This is a genomic window from Microbacterium sp. str. 'China' (assembly GCF_002993305.1).
Classification (GTDB): Bacteria; Actinomycetota; Actinomycetes; order Actinomycetales; family Microbacteriaceae; genus Microbacterium; species Microbacterium paraoxydans.
Map to the genome: position 1 here is coordinate 179,960 of NZ_CP027434.1, position 23,539 is coordinate 203,498.

Here is a 23,539-nt window from a genome sequence, read left to right on the forward strand (position 1 = left end):
CACACCCGATTCTCAGATCGGGGATTGTTGTTCACGGCCGAGAAACACGGCGGAAACAAGGCTCTGAGAACTTATGCTTGACGAATTATCCAAAGCCAATGTCATAATGAACCGTACTCAGCACGGTTTACGCAAAGGAGCACCATGCGCGTCAGCAAGATCACCGGCGTCGTCGCGGGAGTCGCGGCCGCCACCCTGTTGGCCGGATGTTCGGCCGGCGGAGGCAACACCGCAGAGGGCGAGCAGGACATCACGGTCTGGCTCTACCCCGTCATCGCCGACGAGGCGGTGCACAAGGACTTCTGGGACTCGACCATCGAGGCGTTCGAGAAGGAGAACGAGAACGTCAACGTGAAGTACGAAATCTTCCCGTGGGCGAACCGTGACGAGGCCCTGCAGACGGCGATCGCCGCCGGCAAGGGACCGGACGTCGTCTACCTCATCCCCGACCAGCTCGCGGCGTACCAGAAGTCGATCGCCCCGCTGAACGACCTGCTCAGCGAGGAGCGCCAGGGCGACCTGCTCCCCAACGTCAAGGAGTCGGTCACGCTCGGCGGCGACATCCTCGGTGCCCCGATCCTCACCAGCGCGCAGCCGCTGATCTGCAACGCGGCCGCGTTCGAGGGCGCCGGGGTGACCGAGTACCCGGAGACGTGGGACGACATCGCCGAGATGGCTCCGGCGTTCATCGACAAGGGCATGTACGCCCTCAACTACCCGGCGTCGGCCGAGAACACCCTCAACCTCACCTACTACCCGCTGCTCTGGCAGGCCGGCGGCGAGGTCTACACCGAGGACGGCGAGGTCGGCTTCGACAGCAAGGCCGGCGAAGAGGCGCTCACCTTCCTGACCGACCTGGCCGAGGAGGGCGCGCTCGACCCGGAGGCCCTCACCACCAACGTCCCGCTGGAGCAGACCGCCATCGCCCAGGGCAAGGTCGCCTGCACCTGGAACAACGCCGTGACCGAGGTCGCGCCGTTCTGGGGCGAGGAGAACGTCAAGGTCCTCGCGCCGCTGACCGATGAGGAGTCCGTGGCCTACGGCACCGTCGGCTCGCTGTCCGTGCTCAAGGGCTCGAAGGCCCCCGAGGCCGCAGCCGCGTTCGCCGAGTTCGCGACCGGCGCCGACGTCGTCGAGCCGTACCTCAAGGCCGCCGGCTACTTCTCCGCGCTCAGCACCACCGAGCCGCTGTACGCCGACGACCCGCTCCTCGGCGAGGTCGAGAAGTACGTCCCCGACACCACGGTGGGCGAGCTCGACGCCAGCTCCCGTGCGCTCATGGGCGTGCTCTCGCCGGAGATCCAGGCCGCCCTGCTGGGCCAGAAGTCCCCGGCCGACGCCCTGAAGGACGCCGCGGCCGCCGCAGCCCCGCTGCTGCAGAAGTGACACCCGGGGGCGTGCGGGTACCCGCCGCACGCCCCCTCTCTCCCGCCCCCCACGTGAGGAATCGACAATGACGACGGCCACCACGGCGCCGAAGCCCGCAGGACGGGTCGCCCGGGTGCTCGCCCGACGGGAAGCGCGCGTCGCGTTCCTGTTCGTGCTCCCCGCCTTCCTGCTGTTCATCGCCTTCCGCTTCGGCCCGAGCATCGCGGGTGTGGCGCTGAGCTTCTTCGACTACGACATCTCCGGCGAGATCGCCTGGCGCGGCCTCGACCACTTCCAGCGCCTCGTCGCTGACCCGCTGTTCTGGCGGGCGCTGGGGACCACTCTCATCTACACGGTCTTCGCGGTGCCGATCGCGCTCGTGCTGTCGACGATCATGGCCCTCGGCGTGCGCCGCGCCTTCCGCGGCGCCCGGTTCTTCCGCTCGATCTTCTTCCTCCCCGTCATCACCTCGCTCGTGCTGGCCGGCTCGATCTTCGTCTGGATCTTCTCCGCCAACGGCCCGTGGTCCGCGCTGATGGCCCCGCTCGGTCTCGGCGGCTCCTGGCTCGGCAGCACCGTGCTCGTGATCCCCGCGATCGTCGTCGTGGGCGTCTGGTCCCGGTTCGGCTACGGGATGATGATCCTCATCGCCGCCCTGCAGGACGTGCCGCGCGAGCTGGAGGAGGCGGCGCTGGTCGACGGCGCGAACGCCTGGCAGCGCTTCCGGTGGATCATCCTCCCGCACCTGCGCCCGACCTTCTTCTTCCTCGCGGTGATCGAGACGACGGCCGCCTTCCAGGTCTTCGACGTCATCTACGTGATGACCCAGGGCGGGCCGGCGAACGCGAGCTACTCGCTCGTCTACATGCTCTACGACCAGGGCTTCCGCTACTTCGACTACGGCTACGCGGCCGCGGTGGGCGTCGCCCTGTTCGTCATGACCCTCGTGGTCGCCCTCATCCAGCGCCTCGTGATCGGAAAGCAGAAATGACCGCCCTCCTGCAGCCGCCGACGCAGACGACGCCGCCCGCGACGCGTCCCGCCGCGCGGAAACGCCGCTCGTTCCGCGCGCTCGAGCCGACCGGCTGGGGCATCGCGGTCCGCTGGATCTGGCTGAGCCTCGCCGGCATCCTCAGCTTCTTCCCCTTCTACGCCATGGTCGTGCTGAGCCTGAAGCCGGGCATGCTCGTCGAGCTCCCCGGCTCGCTGCTCCCCTGGAACGACATCTCGTTCGAGGCGTACGAGCAGGTGCTCGCCGGGCAGAACATCCTCGTCTGGCTGTTCAACACGCTCGTCTACTCGCTCGTGTCGGTCGTGGCGGTGCTGTTCCTCTCCGCGCTCGCCGGGTACGCCTTCGCCAAGAAGCGCTTCCGCGGCAAGGAGGTCATGTTCTGGTCGTTCCTGGCGATGGTCATGGTGCCGTTCCACGTGACGCTGATCCCGACGTTCATCCTCATGGCGAACCTCGGCGGCATCGACACCTACTGGGGCCTCATCCTGCCGACGCTCGCGAACGCGCAGGCGGTCTTCCTCATGCGCCAGTTCATCCAGGGCCTTCCCGACGAGCTGTTCGAGGCGGCCCGCATCGACGGCGCCGGCGAGTTCCGCATCTTCCTGCGGATCGTGCTGCCGCTGTGCAAGCCGATCCTCGCGACGCTCGGGATCTTCGTCTTCCTCTGGCACTGGAACGACTTCCTCTGGCCGCTCATCATCGCCAAGTCCAACTCGATGTTCACCCTCACCGTGGGCATCTCGTCGCTGCAGCAGCAGGATGTGCCGCTCAGCACCATGCTCGCCGGCTCCGTCGTGGCGCTGCTGCCGATCTTCCTCGCGTACCTCATCGCTCAGCGGTACGTGCAGGAGGGCGTCACCGGCACCGGGATCAAGGGCTGAGAAGAAGGGAACCGCACGACAATGACGCAGTACGCATTCGCCTCCGAGGCCGAGCTCGAGGAGGCGCTGGCCACCCCGAGCGACGGGCTCGTGGCCGACCTCGCCCAGGGTTCCGGAGACCTCGTGATCCTCGGCGCCGGCGGCAAGATGGGACCGACCCTGGCGATGCTCGCCCGGCGCGGCCTGGACGCCGCCGGACGCACCGACGACGCGGTGTACGCGGTCTCCCGCTTCGGCGACGCCGCCATCCGCGAGCGCCTGGAGGCCGCGGGGGTCCGCGTCGTGCCGTTCGACCTCATCGAGAACGACGACCTCGCCGGTCTTCCCGACGCCCCGAACGTGGTGTTCATGGTGGGCGCGAAGTTCGGTGCCGCGACCAACGCCTCCTGGGCGTGGGAGGTCAACGCGGCCCTTCCCGACCGCATCGCCCGCCGGTACCGCGACAGCGCGATCTCGGTGCTCTCCACCGGGAACGTGTACCCGTTCGTCCCTGCCGCCTCGGGCGGTGCCGCCGAGGAGACCACGCCCGCGCCGATCGGCGAGTACGCGCAGTCCTGCCTCGGACGGGAGCGCGTCTTCGAGTTCGGGGCGCAGGAGCGCGGCACCAAGGTCGCGATCATCCGCCTGAACTACGCCGTCGACCTCCGCTACGGGGTGCTCGCCGACATCGGCAGCGCCGTGCACGCGGGCGAGCCGGTCTCGGTCGCCACCGCCAACGTCAACGTGATCTGGCAGGGCTACGCGAACGAGGTCGTGCTGCGCAGCCTGGTGTATGCCTCCACCGACCCCTTCGTGATCAACCTCACCGGTCCGGAGCTGCTCAGCGTCTCCTCGATCGCCCACCGCTTCGGCGAACTGTTCGAGCGGGAGGTCGAGATCGTGGACGAGCCGCAGCCGACCGCGCTGCTCAGCGATGCGCGCCGCTGCATGGCACTGTTCGGCTACCCGTCCGTCTCCGCCGAGGAGCTCATCCGCATGCAGGCCGGCTGGATCCGCGACGGACTGCCGATGATCGCCAAGCCCACCAAGTGGGCCGTACGGGACGGGAAGTTCTGATGACCGACCCCGCTGCGCGGACGGCGACCGTGCCGTCGCTGCGCCCTGAGGCCGCCGCGACCCTCGCCCGCGGGGCCGTGATCCCGGCCCATCCGCTCGCCCTCACCGCCGCGCGCACGCTCGACGAGCGGCGGCAGCGGGCGCTCTCCCGTTACTACCTCGACGCCGGGGCCGGCGGCCTCGCCGTCGGCGTGCACACGACGCAGTTCGAGATCCGCGACCCGGAGCACGCGCTCTTCGAGCCGGTGCTCGCGCTGGCCGCGGAGGAGATGGACGCCCGCGACGATGCGACCCTCGTGCGCATCGCCGGCGTGGCGGGCGACACGGCCCAGGCGGTCGCCGAAGCGGAGCTCGCCCGCTCCCTCGGCTACGACGCCGTGCTGGTGAGTCCCCGCGTCGCGGGTGCGGACGAGCGTGCCCTGCTCGACCGCGCCCGCGCCGTCGGCGAGGTGCTGCCGCTGGTCGGCTTCTACCTGCAGACCGCGATCGGCGGACCCGTGCTCGACCGCGAGTTCTGGCGGGAGTTCGCCGCGATCCCCTCCGTCGTCGCGGTGAAGGCCGCTCCCTTCGACCGCTATCGCACGCTGGAGCTCGTACGGGGCGTGGCCGCCTCGGGCCGCGCCGACGAGATCGCGCTGTACACGGGCAACGACGACGCGATCGTCGCCGACCTGCTCTCCGAGTTCCACGTGGACTCCCCGTCCGGGCGGCGCACCCTCCGGTTCGTCGGCGGGCTGCTCGGCCAGTGGGCGGTCGGCACGCACGCGGCGGTCGCGCTGCTGGAGCGGGTGCATCGCGCCCTGGCGGGAGACGCGGAGGCCTACCGTGAGGTGGGACGCCGTGCCTCGGACATGGTGGACGTGAACCAGGCCGTGTTCGACCCGGGCAACGACTTCCACGGCGTCATCGCCGGGGTGCACGAGATGCTCCGCCAGCAGGGGCTTCTCGAAGGCATCTGGTGCCTCGACCCGGCCGAGGGCCTCTCGCCGGGACAGGCGGAGGAGATCGCCCGCGTCCGGCAGGCGTATCCGGAGCTCAACGACGACGCGTTCATCGCCGAGAACCTCGAGGCCTGGCTGCGATGACCGCCGGCACGGGCGCTCCGAGCGTGGTCGCGGTCGTCTCCGCCGAGCTGTTCGCGGAGTTCTTCTCGCCCGAGGACGCGGCGCGCTTGGAGGCCGTCGCGGCGCGGCTCGGCGGGACGTTCGTGCGGGTGGACCGGCTCGCGGACGCGGTGCTCGACGAGGCGCGCGTCGTGGTGACGAGCTGGGGCGTGGGTCCTTTCGACCACGCGGTGCTCGCCACCCTTCCGAAGCTGGAGCTCGTCGCGCACACCGGGGCCACGATCAAGCCCTTCGCGACCGACGAGCTGTTCGACCGCGGCGTGCGGGTGACGCAGGCCGGGGCGGGGATGGCCCGGTCGGTGGCGGAGGTGTCGCTGACCTTCACGCTCGCGCTGCTGCACCGGGTGCCCGAGATGCACGACGCGCTGCGCGCCGGGAGCGGCTGGTGGGACGCGGAGGCCGTCGGGGTGCAGCACGAGATCCTCGGCGCGCCCATCGCGGTCATCGGCGCCTCCCGGACCGGGCGGGCGTACCTCGAGCTCCTCCGGGCGCTCGGCGCACAGCCGCTGCTCGTCGACCCGACCCTGGAGGCCGCGGAGGCGGCGTCCCTCGGGGCGGAGCTCGTGACGCTCGACGAGGCGCTCCGTCGCGCGCAGATCGTCGCGGTGCATGCCCCGACCCTGCCCGAGACGCATCACCTGATCGGTGCACGCGAACTCGCCCTGATGCCGGACGGCGCGGGCCTGGTGAACACGGCGCGCTCCTGGCTCGTCGACGAGGCCGCCCTGCTCGCCGAGCTCCGGCGCGGCCGGTTGAGCGCCGCGATCGACGTGTTCGACGAGGAGCCCCTCCCCGCGGAGAGTCCCTTCCGCTCGGCACCGCGCGTGCTGCTCACTCCGCACCGCGCGGCCGGGACCAGGGAGGGCCGACTGCGGCAGGGGCGGATCGTCGCCGACGAGCTCGACGCCTTCGCTGCGGGGCGGCCGCTCGCACACGCCGTCGACCGCGCCCAGCTCTCCTCGATGGCATGAGCGCCGTAGTCGTGCGGTCGGCGCGGGCGGAGGACCAGCCCGCCCTCGCGGCACTGTGGGCGGCCGCCTTCACACCGCCCCTCGCGCCGGACCAGTGGCTCGTGGACGACGAGCGGCTGAGCCACACGCTCGTCGCGGAAGACGACGAGGGCGTGTGCGGGTCGATCTTCGGACTGCCGAAGCGCCTGCGGGAATCGGACGGCGGTGTGGCGCGGGTGCACGCGATCGGCAGTGTGGCGGTCGCCGAGCGGGCTCGCGGTCGGGGCCTGGCCCGCCGGCTCGTGGCCGCCACCCTGGACGCGGCGGGTGACGCCGACTGGGCCCTGCTGTTCACCGGAACCCCCGACGTGTACCGGTCGAGCGGCTTCACGACCTTCTCGATGCCCCGTGCTTTCGCCGGGCCGTGGGCGGCGTCGGGGACGGCCCCGGAGTCCGCCTCGGTCGCGCGCGAGTGCGTAGGACTCGGTGTCCTCGGCCCGCTGCGCGAGGTCTACGAGCGCTCCCGCACCGGTGTGGTCGTGCTCGCTCCGGTGCGCGGCGACCGCGACTGGACGATGGCGGAGGTGCGGCTGCGTGGCACCACGCTGTATCGGCTCGCCGAGGCGGAGGCGACGGTCGGCTACGCGGTGGCGGAGGTGCGCGACGGCATCGGGCTGCTGCACGAGAGCGCGACCGATCCCACCGTGGCCGATCCGGCCGCGGTGCGGCACACCCTGCTGGAGGCCGTGGCCGCGGACTGGGCCGCGGCGGGCGTCCGCACCTGCGAGCTGGCCGTCCCCGCGCTCGCCGCGGAGGAGGCCGCCGTCCGGGCGTTCGCTCCCGCGGCCGTGCGGCAGGACGACCGCACCGGGATGATCCGCCCGCTTCGCCGCCAGGCCCGGGTGGACGGCATCCGCCACTTCACGGCGGGCGACTACTTCTGAGCATCCGCTCGGAGAGCGCTGGGGATCGGGGACTGATCGGTGACCGCGATCCGGCCGAGGGCCGGACGCCTGACCGCGGCGAGGACGCCGCAAGGAGGATGAGCATGACCCAGCTGGACACCACCACCGAGACCGCGGCGATGCGCAGTCGACGGATGCTGCTCGCCGGTTTCGGCGCCGCCGCCCTGGGCGGGGTCGCCGCGATCGGCGCGCCCGCCGCGGCCCAGGCCGCGGGACCCGCCGTGCCGCAGGAGTCGTCGGGCTCGAAGAACGTCGCGCACGGAGGCGTCGCCACCGCCCTCGCGACGCGCAAAGGCAAGGAGGGCGACCTCGTGCGCACGAGCGGCTACGCGACCCCCGGCGACGGCGGCGACGGGCTCTACCGCTTCGTGAAGAAGGACGCCCCCGCGGCCAACGGCGGGACGGTGCTCGCGGGTCCCAAGGGCGGCGCCTGGGTGCTCGTGCACGACGGCACGGTCGACTTCCGGAAGTTCGGCATCATGGACGCCTCCGCGCCCGCGGACGACGCGCTCGATGCGATGGTGGGCGACGCCCGGGTGCGACGCGTGGAGGCGCACACCGACCTCAACTTCGTCCGCCGCCACAAGTTCTCCCGGTCGAACATCGCCTTCGACTTCGGGAACCACCTGATGACGACCGAGGGTATCGAGAACGCCGGGAAGGACGACCCCTTCGCGGCCGTCATGTTCTTCCGCGGCGAGGTGACCGACGCGGTGCAGGAGGCGAAGCTCGGCGAGGACGTGCCCGACCTCGCCGACATCTTCCCCGTCGCCGACTCGTCGTTCTTCACGGTCGGAGAGTGGTACGCCGCCGAGGTCAACGCGCTGTCGGGCCGCTGGGAGCGCGAGCTGCAGCGGCTGGTGCAGGTGACCCAGATCGTCGACGGTCGGCACATCCGCGTGAACTACAAGAACGGCTGGCCGCTCGGCAAGGACCGCACGATGACCTGGCGGCACGTGAAGCCGGTGCAGGACGTGACGGTGTCGAACCTGAAGTTCCTCGGCAAGGGGACGGACGAGTACACGGGGTCGCACCCGCTGGCCTTCGAGTACGCGGTGCGCTGCGACGTCGACCACATCGACGGCACGGCGACCTTCTGGCCGCTGATCCAGCGCCGGTGGAACACGTACTTCACCACGGAGAGCTGCACGCTGAAGAACCCGACCTCCGTCACCTGGGGCGGCGCCGGCTACCTGACGCAGCAGATCTACTGCCTGTACGGCTACGTCGCCAACTGCCACACCGCGAACGCCCGGCACCTCAACGACTTCACCGCGAGCGCTTACTGCCTCGTGGAGAACTGCCACGGCGACGGCGACGACCAGGGTCCGTTCGTCACCCACGGCCAGTACGAGCACGACCTCACCTACACGGGCAACTCCGGCCTCATGACGTTCGCCAACTCGGGCGCCGCGTGGGGCTCGGCCGCCAAGCGCATCACCGTCCGCAAGCACGTCTGCTCATGGTTCGTCGCGCGGGTGCGTATCACCGACCTGACGCTGGAGGACGTGCAGGTGATCGGCAAGCCCTCGCTGTCCGGTTCAGGAATGCTGTGGATCAACGCGGACGGCGCGCAACTGCGGGGCTGCACCGCGTCGGACACGCTCATCATCACCCAGGCGTCCGATAACTCCGCCCGCCCGACGGTGATCGCCGACTCGCACTTCACGTTCGTCGCTCCGGGCGAGCTCACCAACGCGACGGTGAAGACGCCGGTGACCTTCGTCGACACGGTGCTCGACCGCGTGGGCGGCATGAAGATCAACGGACCGGGTGCGGTCACCTTCCGTGGCTCGACCCTCACCGCGGCGGACGACGCCGCCCCCATCGCCTCCGCGACGGGCAAGCTGCGGATCGAAGGCTCGACGCTCCGCAACGCCCGCATCGCGGCGGCATCGAAGGACCGTCAGGTCGTCGAGATCGCGGGCTCCGAGGTGTCGGCGAAGGGTGGGACGACGGTGTCGCGGTCGGGCGCGGGCGAGCTGCACCTGACGCTCGCCGACAGCACCTTCCGGGCGGAGGGGGCGACCACGCACGTCGCCGTGACGAGCGGCGCGACCCACTACCGCGCGGTCGGCAACCGCTTCGAGGGCGGCGCCCTGGAGCTCCGCGACGACGCCTTCGGCGCCGGGTCGACGCTGCTGCACACCGGCAACGTGGAGGCCGGGGTCACCCGCACGGCGTTCCCCGGCGAGGGCGACCGCGTCGTCGACACCGCCAACCTCGTCGTCGGCTGATCCTCCCGGGCACGACTTCGGAGCTGCGGCGCGACCCGCCGCCTCCCCGGCCCCGCCTACGGCGTGTCGCCGGGGGTCTCCGAAGTCGTGCCCGGGCGGTGCCGGGGGCTGTCCGGGTTCAGGAGCGAGTGCCGGCGGCTGTAGGCGAAGTACACGACGAGTCCGATCACGAGCCAGACCCCGAACCGGAGCCACGTCTCGGGGTGGAGCTGCGAGATGAGGAAGAGCGAGAAGCCCACGCCGACGATCGGGACCACGGGCATGAGCGGCAGCCGGAACGTCCGCGGCGCCTCCGGCTTGGTGTAACGGAACACGATCACGGCGATGCAGACGACGACGAAGGCGGCGAGGATGCCGATGTTCGTGAGGTCGGCGACGGCGCGGATGGGGAACACCCCCGCGAAGAACGCCGCGCCCAGCCCCGCGATCCAGGTGACCCGCTGCGGGACGCCGCGGCGGTCGACCCGCGCGAACCAGCCGGGGAGCAGTCCGTCGCGGCTCATGCTGAACCACACCCGGGTGGCGCCGAGCAGGAACGTGAGCATGACGGTGAGGATCGACACGACGGCGAACACCGAGATGACGGAGGCGACGACCGGGAGCCCCGCACCCGTGAACGCCGAGGCGAAGCCCGCCTTCGGATCGATGTCCTGGTAGTTCTGCATGCCCGTGAGCACGAGCGTCGCGGCGACGTAGAGCACCATGGCGATCACGAGGGACAGGATGATCGCCTTCGGCATGTGCCGACGCCCGTCCTTCGCCTCCTCGGCGGCCGTGCTCATCGCGTCGTAGCCGAACACCGCGAAGAACACCGTCGCGGCACCGGTGAAGACGGGGCCGAAGCCGTTCGGCAGGAAGGGGTCGTAGTTGGCGGGGTCGATGAAGAAGACGCCGAGGACGACGATGAACACCACGAGGAGGATCTTGATGGCCACGGCGACGAGTTCGAAGCGGCCGAACGTGCGGGTGCCGCGGCTCAGCAGGAACGTCACGAACAGGCAGATGAGGATGGCCGGGATGTTGACCACACCCCCTGGCTGGTCGGCGGTCTCCGTGATCGCGGTCGGCAGCTCCAGCCCGAATCCGGAGAGGAATGCGTCCAGATAGCCGGAGATGCCGATCGCGACGACGGCGACGATGGCGACGTACTCCAGGAGCAGGTCCCAGCCGATGAACCAGCCGACGAGTTCGCCGAGCGCGACGTAGCCGTAGCTGTAGGCGGAACCGGCCCGCGGGATCATGCCGGCGAACTCCGCGTACGACAGCGCGGCCGCTGCCGACGCAAGCCCGGCGATGAGGAAGGAGAGGACGACGGCGGGGCCCACGGCGGGAGTCGTCGCATCGCCGTGGGCGACGAGTCCGGCGAGCGAGAAGATCCCGACGCCGACGATGCCGCCCACGCCGATCGCGGTGAGCTGCCAGAGCCCGAGCGTCCGGAACAGACCGCTCCCGCCCGACTCCTCCGTCATGTCGCTGACGGGCTTGCGGCGCCACACGGACGTCGTGGAACGGGGTCGATCTGTCCGGGGCATCGTCGCCTTCTCTCGTCAGGAACGGTAGAACGTTACCTTCGCCGGCGCGCCGTCACAAGACCGTGGATCCGGCGGCGGACGCGGTGCAGCAGCGGCATCTCCAGGTAGATCACGAGGGGGACGGCGATGGTGACGAGCACCAGCGTGCGCACGACGATCGGGAGTCCGGAAAGGGGGGCGGCGAGGACGAGGTTCAAGACCGTGAGGGTCGGGAAGACGGCGATCCAGATCATCAGCGCGAGCTGGTGCTGCGTGGGCGGGGGAACGGGGGTCGCCGTCGGGGCGGGTGCTGTGGACATGGCTGTGTTCCTTCTCTCTCGGGGGTCAGGCGCCGCGGTGGGTCGCGAGCTGGGCGGCGAGGTCGTCGTCGGTGAGGTCGGCGTTGAGGGCGATCGCGGCGGCGGAGCCCTGTCCGGCCGCGGTGATGAGCTGCGCACGCGGATCGGCGACGTTCCCGGCGACGGAGACCCCTGGCACGCTCGTGCGCCCGCCGGCATCGTGCCGGACCCACCCGTTCTCGTCGGTCTCGCAGCCGAGAGCGTGGAGGAGGGCGTCGTGAGCGCGCATCTCGGGGCGGACGAACACCGCGGCGCGCTCGACGTGCGTGCCGTCGCTCAGCTCCACGCTCTCGAGGCGGTCGGCCTCGACGATGAGGCGGGAGACCTCCCCCGGATGCACCCGGACGCCGCGCGCGTCGAGACGTTCCTGCTCGTCGTCCGTGAGTGGCCGGGTGTGGGGGAAGTAGACGACGTCGGCGGACCACTGGGCGATGAGGAGCGCGTGGGCGACCGACGCAGCCGTGCCGCCGATCACCCCGAGAGCGCGATCCCGCACCTCGTAGCCGTGGCAGTACGGGCAGTGCAGTACGTCTCGCCCCCAGCGCTCCCGCAGATGCGGGATGTCGGGGATCTCGTCGCGCAGGCCCGTGGTGACCAGCACCCGCCGGGCCTCCAGCCGTCGCCCGTCGTCGAGGGTGGCCGTGAAGCCCGGGGACAGCTCGGCGACGCGTCCGTCGATGATCGTGCCTCCGTAGCCCGCGACCTCGTCGCGTCCGCTCGCGAGCAGCGCAGCGGGCGCGGCGCCGTCCCGGGAGAGGAAGCCGCGCAGATGCGCCGCGGGGGCGTTGCGGGGCTCCCCCGCATCGACGATCGCGACCGTGCGTCGAGCGCGGAGCAGGACCAGGGCGGCGCTGAGGCCGGCGGCACCGCCGCCGACGATGAGCACATCGAATCTCTTCATGCCACGAGAGTCGCCCCGGAGGTGCCGGGGCGGCAAACTTCTTTGCTGCTCCTGGGAAATGCGGCCAGACTGAGGACGTGCAGGGGGACGAGATCGACGCGACGCTCGACGGCGTGGGCCCGCGGTTGCGGTGGCTCCGGAAGCAGCGGGGGATGACGCTGACCGACCTGGCCGACGCCACGGGGATCTCCACGAGCACGCTCTCGCGGTTGGAGACCGGGCAACGCCGACCGAGCCTCGAGCTTCTCCTCCCGCTCGCCCGCGCCCACCGGGTGCCGTTGGACGACCTCGTCGGGGCGCCCGACGTCGGCGATCCGCGCGTGCGATTGAAGCCGCGCCGCGTGCACGGCCGGATCGTCGTGCCGCTGACCCCGCACGCCGGCCCGGTCCAGGCCTGGAAGATCCTCATCCCGGGGAGCCAGGTGACTCCGCGTCCCCGGGCGCACGAGGGGCGCGAATGGCTCTACGTGCTCAGCGGCACCATGCGGTTGATCCTCGGCGCGCGCGATCTGCGCATGGCAGCCGGAGAGGTCGCCGAATTCGACACGCACGTGCCGCACTGGTTCGGGAGCGCGGACGGGGAGCCCGCCGAGGTGCTCAGCCTGTTCGGCCGACAGGGCGAACGCGTCCACGCGGGCGAGTCGGGCGCGCAGCCCGAGGGATGACGGCGGACGTCCCGAGCCTCCGCGGGGATCAGCCGACGAGCGCGGCGCTGCGCCGCCAGAGGGCCTCGGCGAGAGCGGGGTCGTGCACCTGCGGGTTCACGCGGGTGCTGAGGACGCGCTCGTCGTAGTAGGCCCCGGAGATCCAGGTCTCGCCCGGCGTGCCTTCGAGGAACCACCGCAGCGTCGCGCCGCCGCGGTCGCTGCCGATGAGGACGAGGCGGCGCAGCGGGGTGCGGTAGACGAGGCGCATGATGCTCGACGACTCGGCGGCGAAGTTCGTCGCCACGGTGCCGGGGTGGAAGGCCACCGCGCTGAGCCCCTGCGCATGGAACTTCTCGTGCAGGCTCTTCGCCATCAGGACGTTGGCGAGCTTGGCATCGCCGTAGGCCTTGTTCGGGGAGTACCGGCGGGTGTTGTCGAGATCGTCGACGTCGAGATGCCCGAAGAGGCGATGGGCGACGCTGGAGGTGTTCACGACCGCGCCGCGGGCGGCGAGCAGCTGCGGGAGCAGGAGGTTCGTCAGCAGGAACGGGGCGAGGTGGTTCACCTGCATGGTCTTCTCGTGCCCGTCGACCGTGGGGGTGCGGTCGCCGAAGATGCCGCCGGCGTTGTTGGCCAGCACGTCGATGCCCTCTGCGCCCACGGCGTCCGCGAGCTGCGCGGCGAGCGCGCGCACGTCGTCGAGGCGCGCGAAGTCGGCGGTGAACCACTCCGCGCCGGTCTCCTCCGCCACGGCCCGCATCTTGTCGGGCGAGCGGCCCACGAGGAGCAGCCGGTGCGGGGACCCGGCGAGCTGGCGGGCGGCGGCGGCGCCGATCCCGTCCGAGGCTCCGGTCAGCACGATGGTGCGTGCGGCCACGGCGGCGCTCACTCGGCCGACGGCGTGATGCGGCGGACGGCCCTGGTCACGTGCTCGGCGATCACCGCGCGCGCCTGCTCCGGATCGCCGGTCGCGATGGCGTCGACGATCTGCTGGTGGCTGCGCACGTGCTCCTCCTGCTCGGCGGGGTCGAGGGCGGAGTTGGCCGCCTGGATGAACCCGGCGATCCGGCCACGGAGCTGGGCGCTGAGCTCGTCGAGGAACCGGTGCTCGGCGAGGTCGGCGAGGGTCTCGTGGAAGAGGCGGTCCTGGCGCAGGACCTCGGCCACATCGCCCGGCGCCGCGGCCGCCATGGCCTGGATGATGGCCTCCAGCCGTGCCGCCGACTCGTCGTTCCACCGCTCCTGGACCCGGATCGCCATGAACTGCTCCAGCACGATCCGCAGGCTCGAGATCTCCTCCAGGTCCTGCGCGCTGAGCTGGGCGACGCGGGCGCCGCGGCGGGGCTCGCGGGTGATGAGGCGCTCCTCGGCGAGCCGGGTCAGGGCCTCGCGCACGGGGATGTGGCTGACGCCGAGACGGTCGGCGAGCTTGCGCTCCACGAGGCGCTCGCCGGGGGCGAGCTCTCCGGAGTGGATCGCCGCCCGCAGCTCGTCCGTGACCTGCTCGGCGATGTTCTGATCCGACACGCTGCGCATCCGGGGCCCTTCTCGATCTCGCGCGGCCCGGTGCTCGTCGAGCGGGGGCTCCTTCGCTCGGTCGATGCTATGGCATGAGGCCGGGACTGGACAGGAACCGCGCGGTGCTAGATGCTATAGCAAAACCCGAAACCGATGACGAAGGAGTTGTCATGTCCGGCAGAGAGACCCTCGCGCAGGCGCGCGGCGCGGAGGATGCGGTGGGAGCCGCCGCCATGAAGAAGGCGATCTGGAGGCTGGGGCCGTTCCTCGGACTGCTCTACCTCGTCGCCTACATCGACCGGAACAACGCGGGCTTCGCGAAGCTGGAGATGACCGCCGCCCTCCAGATCACCGAGGCCGCCTTCGGCTTCGCGGCGGGCATCTTCTTCATCGGCTACCTGCTGTTCGAGGTGCCGAGCAACCTGCTCCTGGAGAAGTTCGGCGCCCGCAAGTGGATCGCCCGCATCATGATCTCGTGGGGCATCGTCGCCGCGCTGACCGCCTTCGTGCAGGACGCGACGCAGTTCGCGATCGCGCGCTTCATCCTCGGTATCGCGGAGGCTGGGTTCTTCCCCGGCGTGCTGCTCTACCTCACGTTGTGGTTCCCGCGGCAGTACCGCACGCAGGTGCTCGCCGTCTTCGTGCTCTCGAACCCGATCGCCAACGCGGTCGCCGCGCCGCTGTCCGGCTGGATGCTGGAGCTGCACGGGCTGTGGGGCCTGGACGGCTGGCAGCTCGTCTTCCTGCTGCAGGGCATCCCGGCCGTGCTGCTCGCGTTCGTCGTGTTCTTCTGGCTCCCCGACCGCCCGCAGGACGCGCGCTGGCTGACCCCCGCCGAGCAGCGCTGGATCACCGACACGCTCGCCGCCGAGACCCAGGCGACCGAGCAGCGGCACGGACGCCTGCGTCTGGGGGAGGTCTTCCGCAACGGCCGCCTGTGGACGCTCATCGTGCTCTTCTTCGGCGTCGTGTTCGGTGCCTACGGGCTGGGCATGTGGCTGCCGACGATCGTGAAGAGCATGGGCGACTTCTCGAACGCGACCACAGGGTGGCTCGTGGCGCTGCCGAACCTGTGCGCCGCCCTCGTGATGCTGCCGTGGGAGCGCGCCGCCCGGAAGCAGGGCAACATCCCGCTGCAGATCGGCATCACGCTCAGCATCACCGCCCTGTCGCTCATCGGCGGTCGCGGCCCAGGGCACGCCGGTGCTCGCGCTCGCAGCGCTGTGCGTCGGGATGTCGGCGCTCTTCTCGACCACCCCGCTGTTCTGGAGCCTGCCGCCCATGGTGCTCACCGGCACGGCGGCCGCGGCCGGCCTCGCGTTCATCAACTCGGTCGGCAACCTCGCCGGCTTCGCGGGACCCTACGCGATCGGCTGGATCAGCGAGACCACGGGCTCGGCGGTGTGGGGCCTGCTCCTCATCTCGGGGCTCACGCTGCTCGGGGCGACGATCGCCTTCGTGCTCAGCCGCCGCGCGGACTTCACGACGGCGCCCGCGCTCGCCGTCGAGGCGTCCAGCGCCCGACGGTGACCGGTCCGGGCCGGCGGTCGTGACGAGAACGTGACCCCGCCGGCCCGGTTCGCTCTAGACGACCCTGCGCTTTTGCTACATGCTATAGCGCAACACCCTTACCCGAAGCACCACCCGACCTTGGAGGCACCCATGTCGCGTCGTCGTGTTCGGCTCGGCGGAGCAGCGATGCTGCTGACCGCCGCGCTCATCACCGCTGGTTGCAGCACCTCATCCACCCCCGACGGCCAGGCGCAGGAGGGCGGTACCCTCACCGTCGCCGCCGCGCAGGGCATCCCGCAGCTCAATCCCGCCATCCGCACGTTCGCGTGGGAGGAGGTGCTGTTCCCGCTGCTGTGGAACGGCCTCACCAAGACCGACGAGTCCGGCGAGATCGTCGGCGACCTCGCCGAGAGCTGGGAGGCATCCGCCGACCAGAAGACCTGGACGTTCACCCTCCGCGACGGCGTGACGTTCTCGAACGGCGAGGACTTCACCGCCGACGACGCGGTGGCCGCGTTCGACTACTACCTGGACCCGGAGACTGCGACGCAGGAGAAGAACAAGATCTCGATGGTCACCGACGTCACCGCGCCGGACGAGAAGACCGTCGTGGTGACGCTGTCCGAGCCCATCGCGACCTTCCCCGCGGGCATCGTCTGGGTGAAGATGATCGACGTCGACGCGCTCGACACCATCGACAAGGAGCCCATCGGCACCGGTCCGTACGTCGTGGACGCCTTCACTCCGGACGACAGCCTCACGCTCGTCCCCAACCCCGAGTACTTCGGCGAGGCCCCGGCGCTCGACGAGATCACGATCGTGAAGGCCGCCGAGTCCACCGCCGCCGTCACCGGTCTGCGTTCCGGCGACATCGACGTGCTGTGGTCCGTGCCACAGGGCGACGTGGCGGGTCTGGAGGGCGGCGACATCGCCCTGGTGAAGCCCGAGAACCCGAGCCAGTGGCCGTCGTGGGAGATCGACACGACGTCGCCGCCCTTCGACGACGTGCGCGCCCGGCAGGCCCTCGCGTACGCGACCGACCGCGAGGCCATCCTCGACGCCGCCTACTACGGCCAGGGCACGGTCTCGCCGACGAACAACGCGCTCGGCGAGGTGAACCCGTGGTTCGGCGGCCAGCTGACCGACTACTCCTACGACCTGGACAAGGCGAAGGAGCTGTTCGCCGAGGCCGGGGTGACCGAGGGCAGCACGCTCACCTGGTGGGGCGTGGCCGGACAGTACCCCGAGTGGAACACGAGCGGCGAGATCCTGCAGGCGAGCCTGAAGGAGATCGGCATCACGTTGAAGATCGACAACAACGACATCGGCACCTGGGTCGACGCGTTCTACCCCGCGGGCAAGAGCTACCCCGGGTACATCGTGCCGAACTTCCAGTCCACCCCGCCCGAGCCGGCCTACTCGCTGAACTTCTACCTGGAGGGGCGGTGCGAGTGCAACTGGGTCGACCCCGACTTCCAGACGGCGTTCGCCGACGCCGTGGCCGAGCCGGACGAGACCGCGCGGGCCGACAAGTGGGGCACCGTGCAGACCATCATCAACGAGCAGGTGCCGCTCATCGTGCCCCTGCAGTCGACGGTCGTCACCGCCACCAGCACGGCGGTCGACGGCGTGTGGGTCGAGGGCGGCGGACAGCTGCACCTCGAGGGCGCGCAGCTGAAGGGCTGACATGGTCCTCTCCGTCCTCCGGCGGGTGGCGATCAGCATCGCGATGCTGATCGCCACCTCGCTCCTCGTCTTCGTCGTGCTCCGGCTGCTGCCGGGCGACCCCGTCATCACCCGCCTCGGCTCGACGCCGGGCGTGGATGCCGAGACCATCGCCCGGCTCCGGGAGGAGGCCGGCCTCGACGCCCCCGTCATCGAGCAGTACCTGCGCTGGATCGGCGGCGTCTTCACGGGCGACTTCGGTCAGTCCTACTTCAACCAGTACTCGGTGACGGAGCTCATCGCCCAGCGTCTTCCCGCGACGCTGGAGCTCACCCTCATCGGCGTGCTCCTGGCCGTGCTCATCGCCACCCCGGCCGCCGTGTTCGCCTCGCTGCGTCCGCTCGGCGTGGTCGACCGGGTGCTCACCGCGATCTCGACCGCGGGCATGGCCCTTCCGCAGTTCCTCATCGGCATCGTGCTCATCGTCGTGTTCGCCGTGCAGCTCAAGGTGCTGCCGGCCCGCGGCTACACGCCGTTCGCGGAAGACCCCGCCGAGAACCTCGTGCGCATGATCCTCCCCGGCCTCACCCTCGCCTTCGCGGCGGCGCCGCTGCTTATGCGGTTCCTCCGGGCCTCGATGGTCGAGGTGCTGGACGCCCCCTACATCCGCACCGCGAAGGGCAAGGGACAATCGGCGAGCGGCGTCGTCCTCGGCCACGCGCTCCGCAACGCCCTGATCCCCGGGCTCACCATGCTCGGCCTGATCGTCGGCTACACCCTGGGCGGCGTGGTGATCGTGGAGTACGTGTTCGGCGTCCCCGGGCTCGGCTCGCTCGCGATCGACGCGGTCTTCAAGCGGGACTACGCGGTGCTGCAGTCGGTCGTGCTGCTGATCTCCGCGATGTTCATCCTCACCACGCTCATCGTCGACCTCCTCTACGGGGTGCTCGATCCGCGTCTTCGTGCAAGGAGCAGCCGTGGCTGACACCCTCACCCTCGCGCTGCGCTCCGCGCGCCCCCGCCGACGGGTCGCCGTCGCCTCCTGGATCCCGCTGGGGCTGCTGGCGATCATCGTCCTCGCCTGCGTGCTCGCCCCGCTCCTGGCCCCGTACGACCCCGCGGCACAGTCGTCCGACCGGTTCGCCGGACCCTCGGCGGCGCACCTCTTCGGGACCGACGAGCTGGGCCGCGACCTCTTCAGCCGCGTGCTCTACGGCGGCCAGCTCACCGTGTTCATCGCCGGGGGCGCGACGCTCGTGGCCATGGTCCTCGGCATCGCCTGGGGAATGGCGGCGGCGTTCGCGCGCGGCTGGGTCGATGAGATCCTCATGCGTCTCGCCGACACGGTCATGGCGATCCCGCAGATCCTCTTCGCGCTCGTCTTCATCTCCGCGTTCGGCGCCGACCCCGTCAAGCTCGCCGTCATCATCGGGGTGCTCCTCACGCCGACCACCGCGCGGCTCGTGCGGTCGTCGGTGCTCAGCGAACTGCAGGAGGACTACTTCACGGCCGCGGTGGCGTTCGGCTCGACCCGGCGCCGGCTGCTCTTCGCCGAGGTGCTCCCGAACGCCAAGGGGCCGATCATCGTGCAGGCGGCCATCAACGCCGCCAACGCGATCCTCCTGGAGGCGTCGATGAGCTTCGTCGGGCTCGGCATCGCGCCGCCCGAGGCCACCTGGGGCACGCTCGTGCAGCAGGGCTACCAGAAGATGTACCAGTCCATCGGGTACGTGCTGTTCCCCGCCCTGTTCATCTTCGTCACCATCTGGCTGCTCAACGTGCTCGCCGACCAGTTCGGCGGCGATCGGAAGGGGAAGGGCCGATGACCGACCTCACGCCTGTCCTGCAGGTGCAGGACCTCACCGTCTCCTACGGCGACGTCATGCCCGTCCAGGGCATCACGTTCGCGGTGCGCCCCGGTGAGCGCATCGGCCTCGTCGGCGAATCCGGCTCCGGCAAGTCGCTCACGGCGCTGTCGATCATGCGGCTGAACGACGGGGCGACCCTGGGCGGCAGCATCCGGTTGCGCGATCGCGAACTGCTCACGCTCAGCCCGCGGGAGATGACCCGCGTGCGCGGCGGCGAGATCGCGATGGTCTACCAGGACCCGATGTCGTCGCTGAACCCGGTCCGCACGATCGGGCACCAGCTCGTCGAGGCGATCCGGCTGCACGACCGGGTCTCGGCGGCGGCCGCCCGCGCGCGGGCCGTCGAGCTGCTGACCGAGGTCGGGGTGCCGCTCCCTGAGGAGCGTCTCGGCCAGTACCCACACGAGTTCTCCGGCGGGATGCGGCAGCGCGTCATGATCGCGATGGCCATGTCGTCTCGACCCGCCGTGCTCATCGCGGACGAGCCGACCACGGCCCTCGACGTCACGACGCAGTCCCGGATCATCGACCTCCTCGACCGGCTCGCGGAGGACCACGGGACCGCGGTCGTGCTCATCACGCACGACCTCGGCGTCGCCGCCGGGTTCTGCGAGCGCATCCACGTGATGCGGCACGGGCGCGTGGTCGAGGAGGGCCCGGTCGACCGCATCTACGCCGCCCCCGAGCACCCGTACACGCAGGCGCTGCTCGGCGCGGTCGTCGACCTCACGGTGGACGTGCAGCAGCCCATCCGCACCGCCGCGGAGGTGCTCGAACGCGGGACGGAGCCGCTCGCCGAAGCCGGGTCGATCAGCGCGGTGGATCGGGCGCGGGAGTCCGGTGACGTCCTGGTGGACGTGCAGGGCGTGTCGAAGGTGTTCACGCTCGGCTCCGGACGCCGGGTGACCGCGGTCGACGACGTGTCGTTCCAGATCCGGCGCGGCGAGACGGTCGGGCTCGTCGGCGAGTCGGGCTCCGGCAAGTCGACCGTGTCGAAGGCCGTGCTCGCGCTCGGAGGCATCGACGGAGGGTCGGTCGTCTTCGACGGGCAGCGCCCGCACGACCTCCGCGGCGAGGAGCTGCGGCGCCTGCGCAAGCGCATGCAGATGGTGTTCCAGGACCCGTTCTCGGCGCTGAACCGGCGGCAGACCGTCGCGCAGATCATCGAGGCGCCGCTACGCGCCCACGGCATCGGCACCCGGGTATCCCGCGCCGAGAAGGTGCGCGGGACCATGCACCGCGTGCGCCTGGACGAGGAGTTCGCGCACCGGCTGCCGCGCTCGATGTCCGGCGGGCAGTGCCAGCGCGTGTCCATCGCCCGGTCGCTCGTGCTCGAGCCGGAGTTCCTCGTGCTCGACGAATCGGTGTCGGCGCTCGACGTGTCGATCCAGGCGCAGGTGCTCAATCTGCTCCGGGAGCTGCAGGCCGAGCTCGGCCTCACCTACCTCTTCATCAGCCACGACCTGGCGGTGATCCGGTACATGTCCTCGACGGTCGCCGTGATGCAGCAGGGCCGCATCGTCGAGATCGGCGCGCGCGACGCGCTCTTCGCGAATCCGCAGCACGAGTACACGCGCGGGCTCATGGCGGCGATCCCCGTCGCCGACCCGGTCCTCGAGCGCCGACGGCGTGCGGAGGCCGCGGCGCTCTGGCAGGCCCAGGGTGGGCAGACGGGTGCGGTCCCCGCGACGACCGCAGGACGAGGAGGACGACGATGACCATCACGGATCAGGGGACGGGGGCCGCGGCGGACACCGCGGGTGCCGGCGCGGCGGTGCGGTCCACCGGCCGTCGCGCGCTCATGGCCGGGCTCGGCGCGGTCGCGCTCGGCACGGCGGGCGCGCTCGCGAGCACGGCGCCGGCGCAGGCCGCCCCGGTCGCCGCCGGCGCCAAGGACGTCACGCGAGCGGAGTCCGTCGCCGACCTCGGCCGCCTCCGGGCCCGCGACGGCGAGGTGGCGATCGTCGCCGGGTACCGGAAGCCGGGCGACGCCGGGCTGCTCGTGTACGTGGGCAGCGAGAGCGCGAAGACCGCGCCCAACGGCGGCACCGTGATCGCGGGGAAGCACGACACCCGCTGGGTCCTGCAGCACAACGGCACCGTCGACTTCCGGGTCTTCGGCATCACGGGACCGGAGAAGCCGGCGGATGATGCGCTCGCGGCGATGGTGAACGATCCCCGCATCCGCCGGATCGAGGCGAGCACGGATCTCCTGTTCCGGCGACGACACCGCTTCACCCGGTCGCACGTCGAGATCGACTTCGGCGGACACCTCATCGCGACCGACGGCATCGAGAAGAACACGCACGACAACCCGTTCGGCGCCGTGATGTTCTTCACCGGGGTGTCGAAGGACGTCACGGTCGAGCACGCGCTGGCCGAGGCCTGGCCGGAGCTGACCGACGCCGTCGCCGTGCCGGATGCCTCCCGGTTCCCCGTCGACTCCTGGTGGGCGGTGCAGTGCGATCCCGTCGCCGGAGGAGGTGCGGACGAGCGCGAGCTGCAGCGGTTCGTGCAGGTGACGCAGCAGATCGACGGCACCCACATCCGCATCGACTACCTCAACGGCTGGCCGCTGGACAAGGGGCGGAAGCTCATCTGGCGGCAGATGGAACCGGTCGCGGGCGTCCGGATCGCGAACATGCGGTTCCTGGGGGCCGGTCCCTTCGACGGTCCCACCGACGGCTCCTTCCCCGACTCCCGCGAGCTCACCGGCTCCCACCCGATCGCCTTCGAGTACGCGATCCACTGCGACGTCGCCGATGTGCACGCGAGCCGCACCTGGTGGCCCGTGATCATGCGGCGGTGGAACACGCACTTCACGACGGAGCGCTGCTCGGTGGAGAACCCGCCGACCGTGTTCTACGGCGGCGCCGGCTACCTCACGCAGCAGATCTACAGCCTCTACGGACGGGTCAGCGACTGCACGTCGTCGAACGCCCGGCACCTGAACGACCTCACCGCCAGCGCCTACTGCATCGTCGAGAACTGCCACGGCGACGGCGACGATCAGGGCGGCAACCCCTTCACCACGCACGGCCAGTACGAGCACGACCTCACCTTCATCGGCAACTCCGGGCTCATGGACATCGCCAACTCCGGGGCGCAGTGGGGCACCGCCGCGAAGCGCATCACGGTGCGCGACCACGTCTGCTCCTGGTTCGTCGCCGGGACCAAGATCAGCGATCTGACGCTGGAGAACGTGCGGGTCATCGGCCGCTCGACCTTCGATCCGCAGGCGACGATGACCATCAACGCCGACGGTGCCCAGGTGCGCGGGTGCACCGCCGGACTCCTGGCGATCGGACAGCGGTCGCAGCGCTCGTCGCGGCCGACCGTGATCGCGGACTCCACCTTCGCGCTGCCGAAGGACCAGGTGCTCGTGCAGACCCCGGTCACGGCTCCCGTGCGCTTCGTGGACTGCACGATCACCGGGATCGACGGGGTCAAGGCGCGAGGGTCTGGGCCGGTCGAGTTCGTGGACTGCCGCCTCAGCGGCCCGGCGGCGGGTGCGCCCTTCGAGCTCGGTGCCTCCCGCGTCACCATCCGCGGCGGGTCCGTGCGCGACGTGCGCCTGACCGCGACCGCGGTGCGGGATCAGCTCGTCGCTCTGGACGGCGTCGAGCTGTCCACGGAGCGGACGGACGGCGCGCTGCTGAGCAGGGCCGCCGGTGCCGGCCTCGTCACCTGGCGGGTGAGCGGCGTGACCTCGACCGTGCCGAAGGGCGCGGCGCACCTCGACATCGGCACGGGCGTCAATCACGCCCGCGTCACCGGCAGCCAGTTCGCCGGGGGACGAGTGCGGCTGGCGGACGGATTCGCCGAGCCGTCGACGCTGCTGTACAGCGACACCGTCGAGCGCGGCGTCGAGACCGCGCTCCCGGAGGCCGGACCGCGCGTCGTCATCGCGGACGTGCTGACGAGCGCGTGACGGACGGCATCATGGACATCAGGGAGGACCACGC

20 protein-coding genes are annotated in these 23,539 nt (G+C 70.9%); 15 read left to right on the forward strand and 5 right to left on the reverse strand.

Going from position 1 to position 23,539, the window contains the following annotated elements; all coding sequences use genetic code 11:
- Positions 1-144: 144 nt before the first annotated feature.
- From C6C15_RS00820 to C6C15_RS00855, 8 genes are all read left to right on the forward strand, one after another.
- On the forward strand, positions 145-1,386 hold the full coding sequence (locus C6C15_RS00820; protein ID WP_060923534.1) for an ABC transporter substrate-binding protein: 1,242 nt from the start codon (positions 145-147) through the stop codon (positions 1,384-1,386).
- 67 nt (positions 1,387-1,453) lie between these two features.
- On the forward strand, positions 1,454-2,359 hold the full coding sequence (locus tag C6C15_RS00825; protein ID WP_060923533.1) for a carbohydrate ABC transporter permease: 906 nt from the start codon (positions 1,454-1,456) through the stop codon (positions 2,357-2,359).
- A complete protein-coding gene (locus C6C15_RS00830) occupies positions 2,356-3,261 on the forward strand; it encodes a carbohydrate ABC transporter permease (RefSeq protein WP_060923532.1) in 906 nt (301 codons plus the stop codon). Before C6C15_RS00825 ends, C6C15_RS00830 begins: the two co-directional genes overlap by 4 nt.
- Before the next feature lie 21 nt (positions 3,262-3,282).
- Positions 3,283-4,317, forward strand: coding sequence for an NAD-dependent epimerase/dehydratase family protein (locus tag C6C15_RS00835; protein ID WP_060923531.1), 1,035 nt, complete (start codon positions 3,283-3,285; stop codon positions 4,315-4,317).
- Positions 4,317-5,402, forward strand: coding sequence for a dihydrodipicolinate synthase family protein (locus C6C15_RS00840; RefSeq protein WP_083370976.1), 1,086 nt, complete (start codon positions 4,317-4,319; stop codon positions 5,400-5,402). The genes C6C15_RS00835 and C6C15_RS00840 overlap by 1 nt, the downstream gene beginning before the upstream one ends.
- Positions 5,399-6,412 (forward strand): hydroxyacid dehydrogenase, encoded by a 1,014-nt coding sequence (locus tag C6C15_RS00845; RefSeq protein WP_083370977.1) that lies wholly within the window; start codon positions 5,399-5,401, stop codon positions 6,410-6,412. Before C6C15_RS00840 ends, C6C15_RS00845 begins: the two co-directional genes overlap by 4 nt.
- Positions 6,409-7,335 (forward strand): GNAT family N-acetyltransferase, encoded by a 927-nt coding sequence (locus tag C6C15_RS00850; protein WP_105949036.1) that lies wholly within the window; start codon positions 6,409-6,411, stop codon positions 7,333-7,335. The genes C6C15_RS00845 and C6C15_RS00850 overlap by 4 nt, the downstream gene beginning before the upstream one ends.
- A 104-nt stretch (positions 7,336-7,439) precedes the next feature.
- Positions 7,440-9,593 carry a peptidase C14 gene (locus tag C6C15_RS00855; RefSeq protein ID WP_105949037.1) on the forward strand — a complete coding sequence of 718 codons (2,154 nt, stop codon included), beginning with the start codon at positions 7,440-7,442 and terminating at the stop codon, positions 9,591-9,593.
- A 56-nt stretch (positions 9,594-9,649) separates the two neighbouring features.
- Here the strand turns inward: C6C15_RS00855 and C6C15_RS00860 are convergent, their stop codons facing one another.
- From C6C15_RS00860 to C6C15_RS00870, 3 genes are read right to left on the reverse strand one after another with little or no spacing between them, the layout of a single operon-like run.
- Positions 9,650-11,125 (reverse strand): APC family permease, encoded by a 1,476-nt coding sequence (locus C6C15_RS00860; protein ID WP_105949038.1) that lies wholly within the window; start codon positions 11,123-11,125, stop codon positions 9,650-9,652.
- A gap of 32 nt (positions 11,126-11,157) precedes the next feature.
- The gene (locus C6C15_RS00865) at positions 11,158-11,424 is read right to left on the reverse strand and encodes a hypothetical protein (protein WP_025104144.1); all 267 of its coding nucleotides are present in this window, start codon (positions 11,422-11,424) and stop codon (positions 11,158-11,160) included.
- 25 nt (positions 11,425-11,449) lie between these two features.
- Positions 11,450-12,364, reverse strand: coding sequence for an NAD(P)/FAD-dependent oxidoreductase (locus C6C15_RS00870; RefSeq protein WP_105949039.1), 915 nt, complete (start codon positions 12,362-12,364; stop codon positions 11,450-11,452).
- Positions 12,365-12,441: 77 nt separating this feature from the next.
- Between C6C15_RS00870 and C6C15_RS00875 the strand changes: the two genes are divergently transcribed.
- Entirely contained in the window at positions 12,442-13,029 is a 588-nt protein-coding gene (locus tag C6C15_RS00875) for a helix-turn-helix domain-containing protein (RefSeq protein ID WP_234024195.1), read from the forward strand.
- Positions 13,030-13,057: 28 nt separating this feature from the next.
- Here the strand turns inward: C6C15_RS00875 and C6C15_RS00880 are convergent, their stop codons facing one another.
- The gene (locus C6C15_RS00880) at positions 13,058-13,888 is read right to left on the reverse strand and encodes an SDR family NAD(P)-dependent oxidoreductase (protein ID WP_105950724.1); all 831 of its coding nucleotides are present in this window, start codon (positions 13,886-13,888) and stop codon (positions 13,058-13,060) included.
- Between the two features lie 8 nt (positions 13,889-13,896).
- A complete protein-coding gene (locus C6C15_RS00885) occupies positions 13,897-14,547 on the reverse strand; it encodes a GntR family transcriptional regulator (RefSeq protein WP_060922906.1) in 651 nt (216 codons plus the stop codon).
- Positions 14,548-14,699: 152 nt separating this feature from the next.
- Between C6C15_RS00885 and C6C15_RS00890 the strand changes: the two genes are divergently transcribed.
- From C6C15_RS00890 to C6C15_RS00915, 6 genes are all read left to right on the forward strand, one after another.
- Positions 14,700-16,082 (forward strand): MFS transporter, encoded by a 1,383-nt coding sequence (locus tag C6C15_RS00890; RefSeq protein WP_234024196.1) that lies wholly within the window; start codon positions 14,700-14,702, stop codon positions 16,080-16,082.
- 109 nt (positions 16,083-16,191) lie between these two features.
- Complete coding sequence (locus tag C6C15_RS00895) at positions 16,192-17,727, forward strand: ABC transporter substrate-binding protein (RefSeq protein ID WP_105949040.1); 1,536 nt, start codon at positions 16,192-16,194, stop codon at positions 17,725-17,727.
- Between the two features lies 1 nt (position 17,728).
- Positions 17,729-18,691, forward strand: a complete 963-nt coding sequence (locus tag C6C15_RS00900; RefSeq protein ID WP_025104137.1) for an ABC transporter permease — start codon at positions 17,729-17,731, stop codon at positions 18,689-18,691.
- Complete coding sequence (locus C6C15_RS00905; protein ID WP_199787677.1) at positions 18,684-19,532, forward strand: ABC transporter permease; 849 nt, start codon at positions 18,684-18,686, stop codon at positions 19,530-19,532. Before C6C15_RS00900 ends, C6C15_RS00905 begins: the two co-directional genes overlap by 8 nt.
- Complete coding sequence (locus C6C15_RS00910; RefSeq protein ID WP_105949042.1) at positions 19,529-21,292, forward strand: dipeptide ABC transporter ATP-binding protein; 1,764 nt, start codon at positions 19,529-19,531, stop codon at positions 21,290-21,292. The genes C6C15_RS00905 and C6C15_RS00910 overlap by 4 nt, the downstream gene beginning before the upstream one ends.
- A complete protein-coding gene (locus tag C6C15_RS00915) occupies positions 21,289-23,505 on the forward strand; it encodes a peptidase C14 (protein ID WP_234024197.1) in 2,217 nt (738 codons plus the stop codon). The genes C6C15_RS00910 and C6C15_RS00915 overlap by 4 nt, the downstream gene beginning before the upstream one ends.
- The last annotated feature ends 34 nt before the right edge of the window (positions 23,506-23,539 follow it).